The 459-nt window shown below is 67.1% G+C and carries 1 pseudogene; it reads left to right on the forward strand.

What is annotated here, in order from left to right:
• A pseudogene (locus SB822_RS54985) lies at positions 1 to 280 on the forward strand (ATP-dependent helicase); the annotation flags it as partial.
• Positions 281 to 459: the final 179 nt, after the last annotated feature.

The raw sequence follows: 459 nt of genomic DNA on the forward strand, positions 1-459 counted from the left end.
CTTCGAGCCGCGCAAGTCGGCTCCGTCGGGTAACGGCCGTCCTGGCTTTGGCGGCCGCGGCCGTCCGGGCGGCGGCAATAGCGGCGGCCGTCGCTTCGGCAGCGGCTCGGGCAAGCCGGCCGGCAGCGCAGGCAGCTCGCGCAGCGGCAGCGGCAATGGCAGCGGTTGGGCCGGTAAGCCGGCAGGCAGCGGTTCGCGCGAAGGCTACGGCGGCTCGCGTGACGGCGGCTACGGCGCACGCCGCAGCGACGGTCCGCGTACCGCGCGTCGCGGCAGCTAACGTACGCAGCGCTACGCTCTGCGTAGCAATGAGTTGAATGACCCCGACAGCGCTTCATCGTCGGCTGGTCGACAGAAAAACCGGTGCCCAGGCACCGGTTTTTTTTCGCCTGCGACGCATCGCCGCCTAAATTTCACGATGTGGAAAAATTTTTTGCGTCGTAAAAAATCGTGCTGCAG

Origin of the sequence: Paraburkholderia sp. SIMBA_054, assembly GCF_046534875.1 — a bacterium.
Classification (GTDB): domain Bacteria; phylum Pseudomonadota; class Gammaproteobacteria; order Burkholderiales; family Burkholderiaceae; genus Paraburkholderia; species Paraburkholderia hospita.